Origin of the sequence: Prevotella sp. P4-119 (assembly GCF_002251345.1) — a bacterium.
Lineage (GTDB): Bacteria > Bacteroidota > Bacteroidia > Bacteroidales > Bacteroidaceae > Prevotella.
This window is the reverse complement of record NZ_NPJB01000002.1, coordinates 48,259-57,795: the sequence shown is the minus strand read 5'-3', so window position 1 is coordinate 57,795 and position 9,537 is coordinate 48,259. Positions and strand designations below refer to the sequence as shown.

Sequence of the window (9,537 nt, the reverse complement as noted above, 5' to 3'; positions counted from 1 at the left end):
AAAATAATTATCGTTTCTGATTTTTTTCAATATACGATTGAGATTACTTATTTGTGTATAAATCTATGCAGGCAATCTTTGGTTCCTTTTACACAAATACAATAGGATGGAATAGAAATTACAAAATATATTGCCATTCCCGATAAAGCGTATAAAACCCATGTGCCGATATTTTGATACGGATCAATTGGTAAAAGCCTCGTCAAGCATGTTGGTATAATGATGGCAATCAATGAAACAATATAGTTTCTTGTCACAGATTTCCAATAGTTGAAAATGGGCTCCTTAAAGCCTGAATGGTACAAATAACATGGCTTCCAGATTACAACTATCAATAAAAGACTAGTAATCTTACCTAATAGTATTCCTATGATTCCCCATTTTAATCCACAAATTATGGTAATGCTTATATTTATGATTAGTTCTGCCCATGCTGACCACACGTCAGCATAAAGGCCATAGGCATAATTAAAATTATCTACCGAGTTTCTGGAATTGGTAATATAAATAAAGATAACAAGTAATATCAAAATGTTATGGTCCATAATATATGATGATCCTAACCAATGATAGATAAATGGTTCTGTGAAGTTGTATAAGGAATAGCATAATGTTGCTGCAACGAAATGATGAAGGGCTGTGATTTGCCAAAAGACATTGATGATGTGTGGGCGATGCACTTCTGCAACAAGATTGCCTACACTTGCTCCAATACTATTGGTAATGGAATTAAATAATGATATGAGTTTTGAGAAGATAATAAGGTAATTGCCATAGAGGGCAACCATTTTCAATGAAACGAATATAAAGATGAACAACTCGTCGCTTTTTATAAGCAAGAAGTCTTTAATCTTATGAATGAATATTTGTCTGGTTTTTCCTGTTATATTTGGGTATTTCTTCAATAATGCCTTGCCGTTATTGATATTGACATTGAGCCAAGGGTATTCTTTGTTGATTTTCCAATTAAGGATAATGCAACCTATGATACCGAATAAGAATTCGACGAATACCCATACGAACAAGTTCTTATAGGTATATGCTAAGAATATCTGCAAGGCTATTTTACATAGATTGGCACTCTGGTAATATATCGCAACTAGATAATTTTTTTGGTCTGCAGACAATAGAATTTGCCTAAAGTTAATAAAGTATCCTATAAGGGCAGAGCCTAAAAAAGAATAGAAAGAGAAATAAATAATGTAGAAGCTTAGACCTGCTTTGGAAAAGATAAGAGGAAAGAATAGGCTGACAGAAATACCAGCAAAGAGAATGATTATTCCAATTTTTCGATATAAGAATCCTAAAACGGAAAGAATTTCTTGTATTTCCTCTCTATTATTTGATTGAAGTGGCTTAAAGAGAAAATATCCTACAGATGCAGAAATCCCAAGTTCTGCAAGATTGAGGTAACCTAATATATTTCCAAGTGTTCCTGTTAGTCCAATAAAGTCTACCCCTAAGCAATCTAAGAATATTTTCCTAGAAAAGAAAGCAAAGAATAAAGAGAGAAAGTAAAAAACGAGATTTACTTTCGCATTCAATATACTTTTGTGGATTCTTTTTGCCATTGGGCTTTATTTATGGTGTGAGGTGTGAATGAAATCATTACTTTTGATGTTTATCTTCGTCAGGTTTTGAAGCATACTGCCTGTAAGCCTGAAAAATGAGATGATTTTTCCGAAGATAGCTCTTGTGCGGAGATGGCGAGGAATGGCTATCAAGAGGGCTATAATCAACGCAATAAACAATGCCCACCAACGAAGTCCCCATTGCCAACAGACGCAGGTCATTATGACTGCAACAACAGGTATTGTTGCTAAAAGTATAGAACGGGGTATCAGTAGCTGTTGTAGGGTCTTGTCAATATAGTTGATGTTCCCTTTTATAAAAGCCTTGGGTAAATAAGGGAGCATGAACAAAAGACTTTGTATCTGACCAGTCATCCAACGAAGACGCTGGCGACGGAAGTTATCTTGATTAGATACCTTCTCATCATAAACATGGATAGTTGCCTCATACTTGATAAAAATATTTTCTTGCATGAGCATGGCTTCTAATTCGCGGTCTTCTACTGCAGTTTGTAGTTTGGATACATGATTTTTGAACCATTCAAAACGGAAACACATGCCAGAACCGATTAATGCTGACGACATTCCTATTATGTTATGGGCTTTACGGAAAATGGTATTGTTGATTTCTTCACTTGTTCCTTCAAGTGCAGCTATGTCGTTGTCGCTATTCTTTGCGCAACGATGACATTGAACGAAATCATAACCTTGACAACAAACAGCGTTAAGACGCTCAAGGAAATCAGCATGAACCACATTGTCAGCATCTAAAATGACCACATGGTCGTACTGTTTCCTGGTTTCTGAAATAGCATATTGTAATGCTCTTGCTTTACTACTCTTATAGAATATAGGTCGATGGAGCGTGATGGGGAGCGCAAGCAAGGCATCGTTGGTGCTCTTTGTCATGTGGTCAGAAATGACAGCAACATCATAATTTGTCTTCGGGTAGGTTTGTTCCAGAAAACTTTTGATGGATGATACTATAACTGCATCTTCATGATAGGCAGGGAATAATACCAAATAGGTGTGTTGTACCTCTGTTATGGTAGTTTTATTTTTTTTGTGATGAAACAAGGATACGATGGCATAGAATAATACATAAATGACAGAAGGCGCTATGAAAATCCATAACGCAAGGTCAATGATATGTATGATAGTCCACATGGTATAGGGAGTTTATCGTTTTGTATGATGAAACTTTTTGTCGAGGTAATCTATAAAATCGGCTATCTTTGAAAGACCAGGAATGCACCTCATGAGTATCAAGGGTGATTTAAGAGAAGAGCGACTCCAATTCTCGTCAACAAGATAGTCTGGTGTTGCTAAAGCAAAGATAAATAGAACAAAGGCAAATAATGCCCACCATTTCAATGCCAATGACATATAGATGAATGGGAGAATGGCGCTCATTATTACAACAAGTCCCATCAACACCATACGAGGCATCAGCATCCATTGTATAATCTTGTCTGCCAAGTCGTATTGGCGAGTCAGTATTGCCCAAGGAAGATGATGGATGTTCTTGAGTAGTGTAACGAACTGGCTTTTTATCCATTGACCACGTTGACGGTTGAAGTCTTCTGCATGTTGTGGCTTTTCGTCATAGACATAAAGGTCTTCCACATATTCCACAAATACGTGTTGTTGGAGTAGAATAGACTCTAAATTCTTATCATCCCAACTGGCCTTAAATTGGAGAATTGTAGATTTGAACCATTCGAAATCAAACGCTATTCCTGACATACAAAGACTGGCAGATAATCCCAAACGATTGTGTCCTTTACGGAATATGGTGTTGTTGATTTCTTCAAAAATAGCAGCCATCTGTGATACTTGACTCTTGCTGTTTCTTGAGACACGATGTGCCTGAAGAGCTCTCGTGCCTGCATTCTCGTAGGCGGTATTGATCTTTTCCAGGAAATCAGACTCAATGATGTTGCCAGCTTCAAGAATTATAACGACATCGTAGAGCTTGAATTGGGGCAGATTTGAAATGGCCAATTGGAAATACTTTGCCTTATTGCTTTCTCGGAAATTGGGGGTGAGTAGTGTTATAGGTTGCTGTGCCAAATGGAAATTGGTCATCTCGTTGTTGTGATCTGATATGACAGTGATATCAAATAACCGTTGAGGATAACTCTGACCTAATGCCGAGGCTACTGTTTGCTCTACGTTACTATTGCGGTATGAAGGTATAAGAATGATGAAACGGTTCTGATGTTTCACTTTCTGGGTGTAATGACGCTTTGGCAACATTGCTGCCAAAGTGAAAATCGTCATATATATCACCGTAAATGATATTAGACAGAATAATGTGATGTCACAGAAGTATAAGAGTGTCCAGATGTCCATAATCTAAAGTTTTATATAGTCAACAATGCCATTGATTACGGATAGTGCATGACGCAACTTGCCATGAAGGAGCGATAGCAACATATCCTTGGGTGCTACAATGCCGATTAAATACAATTTTGAGCAGAGCCCCTTGAAACCAGAATAATTCCTCTTGACGAACAGCAAACGGTTGCGTGTAATGTAATACATGCGAAGTGGCGAGCTTTGTCCTGTGGCGCGACTTTCCTTATGAAAGACTGTAACGACAGGGTCATACCAAATCTCATAGCCAGCCCGACGTATCATTATACTCCAGTCTAATTCCTCATAATAAAGGAAGTAACATTCTGGCATCATTCCAACTTGGGCAATAACTTCACGCTTGACCATCATAGCAGCCCCATGGGCATAGGGTGTTGGATGGGCTGTATTATATTGTCCATGATCTTGCTCATCATAGCCGATAGCACTGTTGCGCATGGTGATGGATGACAGGGGAGTGTAGCCTGCAAATTGAATGGGTGCATCGTCCCAAAAGAAACGTATTTTTGGGCATATAGCTCCAATCTTAGAAGATGAGGCAAAACGATTGACCAAGGCTTGAAGATTCACTTTGACTTTGCCCTCACGAAAGAACACAGTATCGTTATTGACAAAAAAAAGAAATTGTCCTTTTGCTGCTCTGATACCGAGATTGTTTCCACCAGCGAACCCAAGATTCTTATTACTTCTAATTACCCTAACTTGAGGATAACGGTGTTCGATAATAGTGGCTTCATCATCACGGGAAGCATTATCTACCACTATCACCTCCAATGGACAATCATCGAAGGGGATGGTATCAATCATCGAACAGGTATCATCGAGACCGTTGTAATTGATAGTGATGATAGATATGACGGGTTCCAAAGGTGTCTTATACGCTTGTGTTTATACTCTTGATGCTTTTTTCTCTTCTAATTTCAGACGCTTGCGCTCTGCTTGTTTGGCTAACTCTTCGTTTTCGAAGGCTATCCATTCCTTCTCCATAAAGGGTAATGCATACACCATACTGAGACCTCCATAGAAGAGAAAGCAGTTGGGGAAGTTCATCAATATTTGGTTAGCATATCCTCCTAATTGGATGGAGACAAAGGCGCAACATAATCCTGCACCAATACCTCGCATGGATGGGCTGTTTATCCTAAACAGGACTGTCCAGCATGCTCCACCTAACATGATGAGCGTGGTCAATACGAAAGTGATGATGCCTATCTTTCCTGTACGTACCCAAATATATACATATTCTGAGTCAGGGGGAATTTCTGTCAAGATACGGTATTTGTTATTGGCAGGTACTTCTTCGCGTTCCATACCTATGCCAATTCCCCAAGGGGCTTCTTTGATATATTTCTTGATGGATTCCTTGTTTACATCACGAACATTTAAAGAGGCGTCGCTTCTGTCAAATGCTGTGCGCATACGTCTGATTGAGCCGTTGCTGTTTCCGATATTGGTAAAAGCTAAGATGAAAAATGCAATGCCAAAGGTAATACCCACAATGGCTGACAGTTTGACGGATTTTGCTAAAACAATATAGAACGCAATGCCTGCGCCAAAACACACAATAGCTGTACGGGTGCCCGACGGAAACATCGCCCATGTACAGGCAATGCCTGTGATGAGGAAAAAATAACGGTATTTTTTTACTTTGCTGGTTAAGGCAAAAATCAAGAATGCTACAGCCGTAGAGGCAATACCAATACCAAAACTTGCTGCGTCATTGTGTGTTGAGAAATAACGTATGAGTGTTCCCCCTTGGATGATATGTGTACTACGTCCTCTTCCATATATCCATGCATGTTCACCATAGGTGAATCCTATATATTTCTGTTTCCATACCCAAAAAACAGAGAATAAGGAGAGGGAGCCCCAAAATATCAAATAATATATGAGTATTTTGGGTTTGTCGATATAGATAATATAGACTAAGAATGCATAGAGAATCTGGAAAGCCATGAGGCGGGCACCAGTGTACCAAGCATAAACATTGATGCCAAGATTACAGGTATCATTGAAAATTTCCAAGGTGCAAAAACCACACCAAATCATCAATGCATAGAGCATCATGTTTCCAGTACGTTCAAAACATGGAGATTTACGAGCATCGATGATGGCAATGGCCAATAAAACGATTTCCAATGCTTCGTTATAGAAAGACAGCGGTATGCCACCAGGTAGCCATCGGTTTGTGTTGAACCAGTGCAATAAATAGTTGAGAAAAAACAATAGCCAAAAAGTGGCGGTGCGCCAACGGAATGCTATATAGATAGCTGCTATCACCAAGGGCGATAGACATATCATGGCAAAGGGACCGATACCTACCGATACAAATTGGTAGATAGCTACTGAAAACAGGAGAAAGAGCAATATTGCTCTTCCTCCGTTTCCGTCCGTATAGGTTGCGAACTTATTCTGCATGTATTTACAGGGCTTTGTTGTTTTCAGTGGCTGTCAATCCTAACTGAGACATGCGATATACAAAGTTGTTGAACTTGGTATAAGGTGGCAATTGACCGACAAACTCTTCTACAGCATAGCGGCTTGCCTCTGTCAGATACATATAGAGTGTGTTCTTGTGATCTTCGTCCAGCATGGCCTCTACTTCTTTCAAGGCTTTCTGATCGACATCCTTCCAGGTGCGGTTGGCACGAGTTACCATGAGGTTGACAGTACCCATGTTTAGCAATGCTGGAGCAATGGAGTTGTCGTTGAGGTTCGGGTACTCAATGATGGCTATCTCATCGGGCAAGATATCTGGGCACAAGTCTTTGATACCGTTTGCCATAATGAATTTGCTGTCTTCTGCCAAGAAGTCTTCGTCGTATGTAAGACGGCGAACTTGCAGACCGATGGATATCCAATAGTTTTCCAATTCCTGAGCGAGATAGCTCCTTCCATTACCTGAGTCGGTAGAGATGAGGTTTAACACATTCTGCTGACCTTCCTTGAAATGGGGAAGCAGTGCCTTGCTCAACTGGCGCAATGACATATCGGCAATGGTCTTGTTGAAGCGGCGATAGCGCAGATTGCTTTCGCGTGGGAAACAACCCATGACGGGTACTTTAGTGATGCGTTCTGAACGCATACGGTCACGAAGTGTACGATCGAGCAATTCGATAATGAAGAAGTATAAGGCTGTCAGCATGAAGGTCAGAAGAAATGCACCCAACAGAATCATGATACGATTGGTAGGCTGTGCATTCAAAGGGAACATAGGTGGGTTGAGTACACGGAGTGTGGCGGTACTCATCTGCAAGTTCTTCTGACGCAGGCGTGCTGCATTCAAAGCTTTCAGCATTTCCATATAGTTCCCTTCCACAAATCCAATATGACGCGCTTTACGGTCCAAGGTGGCACCAATAGGAGAATAGAACAGATATTGGCGATCGAGATTCTGTTGCATGATATCTGTTGCTGACATCTGTGCTTTCACTTTTTCCATGGTCAACATTTGATCCAGCCACTTATCAATCATTGGCTGAGCCTTAACACCAGTTTCGGTGCTGTAACTACCAGCTTCAATGTCGTGGGTGAGTTTTCTAACACGTTGTGTAGTGGCTTGGAGTTCTTTCTGTGCTTTTGACAGTTCTTCCTGCGCCTCATTATTGAGGTCACCACCTTCTCCGCTCATCAGTCGAAGGTTAGAGATACGTGACTGTAAACGTGAAATATCCTTGATTTCGTTGGTGAAACTCTGGTTTGCGCGGATTACTTTGGCACGATCGCCCAAATGACGCTCCAAGTAGTCCAAAATGGCTTTTGAAGTGGTATATTCCATCAATTGGTCGTTGCGGAAATTCTGCTGTTGGGCTTCCAAACCACTCAACTGCTTGGTCTGTTCACCATAGTTGATGATGCGTTTCGAAACGTTGTAGCGAATGAGATCATCTTCTGCACCTGTCAGAATACGATAGAGGCGAGCAACCTCACGCTCAAAGAACTTGATGACATTGTTGGTTTCACCGAAACGAATCAACTGATATTGGCGAGCGAAGACTTCGTTCAAGATATCCAATGTGTTATAGGCGATACCTGCATCGTTGGCAGAATAACCTATATCAATGATATCACTATTATTTAATTGTACCACTTTTAAGCGTGAGGTGATTTGGTTTACACCGAAATATGGGTGATAGTTAAGTAAGCCAAAGATGTAGTTGTCTTGGGAGGGCTTAACGTATGCTTTTAGGTTGGCATAGGATGCCGATTCGCTGTTGCGGTTAATCAATGCCTTGACTTCTGCAGGAACTTGGGCGTCAAGTTCACGGAAGTGTTCGGCTGAGATGTAGTTGTTGTCTTTGTTTGGATTGCCATACATCATACAACGAGCAAACAGACGAAGGGAAACCTCATTGATAGTAGTCTCTGTAGTGATGATGAGCATCAAGTTATTGATGTTGGTCTGGGGATTGCCACCTGCAACACCCACACCACCTTCAATATTGTAGCCGGTAATCATACCAGTATAAATAGTGGCATTAGTGTCGTAAACGCGGTCCATGTGGCGGGTAGAGAACCATGCTATGATAAGGGCTATCATGGGGAAGATAACCAAATACCAACGTATCTTATATAAAAATCTGACGATATATCTGAATAAATCCATATTAGTAAGGCGTTATGTTATTTCTTTTTGTTGTTTTTGGCAGCTTCGCGTTCTGCTTTTTTCTGTGCTTCGCGTTCAGCTTTCTCTAACTGGCGATAGCGTTTCTCTTCATTTTTTACTTCTTCTGCAATACGCTTGTCAACAGCTTTGTTCTCCTTAGCAATCTGCTTGTCAGATTTCTGGATGGTATCATCAAGTGTTACGTCTGTTGTAGCATTGGTTATGATTGGTGTGCGAGAGAGAATTTCCAAAGTGATGATGTCTGTCATCAGTTTGGTTTGAAGCGTTTGGTATTGCTGAACTACGCTGAGCTCATGCATCTTGGTGTAGGCATAGTTTTCCATAGTCATGTTGCCCTGATGGAAATCTTCCTGATTCAAAGAGCCGGCACCTTGGTATGCTGCAGCACTTTCACTGGCGGTCTTTAGAGTAATCAAATTGTTGGTAATGGTCACATAAAGAATACCAATTTCCTTTTTTAAATCTTCAAATTCAATGTCTTTTTTTAATTTTGCCTGTTCAGCCTCAATGCGCTTGCGTTTAACAGATGCGCTGAGGTCAAGGATGTCTTCCAATGGAACGGCAACATTGACACCAACATTCCAATAACTCTGCTCGGTTCCCTGGAATTGGTAAAGTGTAGGGCTATAAGCAGACGAACTGTTTCCCCACATATCGGCCTTACCATAACTATAGCTGGCATGACCTGTGACGTATGAAAAGATATGGCGCTTCTGTTTGGCAACTTCTGCCTGTGCCAGCTCCTGCGCTTTTGCCAACGACAGAATCTGAGGATTCTGTTTGGCGTTTTCATACAACACGGATAATGGTGGTAAATGGAAGGTGGAAAAGTTGAGCGTGTTGTTTTCGCTGGAATCGAAGAATCCAGCGCTAATGCCACTTTCGTCCAACTGAGCATGGGCGGCAGTACCTGCACCAGTTAGAACTAAGAGCAATAGTAGTCTCTTGATTTTTTTCATC

At 40.6% G+C, this 9,537-nt stretch carries 7 protein-coding genes; all 7 read right to left on the bottom strand.

Features of this window, described 5'->3' with window-relative positions:
* Positions 1-47: 47 nt before the first annotated feature.
* Complete coding sequence (locus CIK89_RS00235; RefSeq protein ID WP_094389427.1) at positions 48-1,571, bottom strand: sugar transporter; 1,524 nt, start codon at positions 1,569-1,571, stop codon at positions 48-50.
* Positions 1,572-1,577: 6 nt separating this feature from the next.
* The gene (locus tag CIK89_RS00230; RefSeq protein WP_094389426.1) at positions 1,578-2,738 is read right to left on the bottom strand and encodes a glycosyltransferase family 2 protein; all 1,161 of its coding nucleotides are present in this window, start codon (positions 2,736-2,738) and stop codon (positions 1,578-1,580) included.
* A 12-nt stretch (positions 2,739-2,750) separates the two neighbouring features.
* Positions 2,751-3,854, bottom strand: coding sequence for a glycosyltransferase family 2 protein (locus CIK89_RS00225; protein WP_158214948.1), 1,104 nt, complete (start codon positions 3,852-3,854; stop codon positions 2,751-2,753).
* A gap of 75 nt (positions 3,855-3,929) precedes the next feature.
* Positions 3,930-4,817, bottom strand: a complete 888-nt coding sequence (locus CIK89_RS00220) for a glycosyltransferase family 2 protein (RefSeq protein WP_094389424.1) — start codon at positions 4,815-4,817, stop codon at positions 3,930-3,932.
* A gap of 21 nt (positions 4,818-4,838) precedes the next feature.
* Complete coding sequence (locus CIK89_RS00215) at positions 4,839-6,368, bottom strand: O-antigen ligase family protein (protein ID WP_094389423.1); 1,530 nt, start codon at positions 6,366-6,368, stop codon at positions 4,839-4,841.
* 4 nt (positions 6,369-6,372) lie between these two features.
* Positions 6,373-8,556 (bottom strand): hypothetical protein, encoded by a 2,184-nt coding sequence (locus CIK89_RS00210; RefSeq protein ID WP_094389422.1) that lies wholly within the window; start codon positions 8,554-8,556, stop codon positions 6,373-6,375.
* A 17-nt stretch (positions 8,557-8,573) separates the two neighbouring features.
* Positions 8,574-9,536: a TolC family protein gene (locus CIK89_RS00205; protein WP_094389421.1), complete on the bottom strand. Its 963-nt coding sequence runs from the start codon at positions 9,534-9,536 to the stop codon at positions 8,574-8,576.
* Position 9,537: the final 1 nt, after the last annotated feature.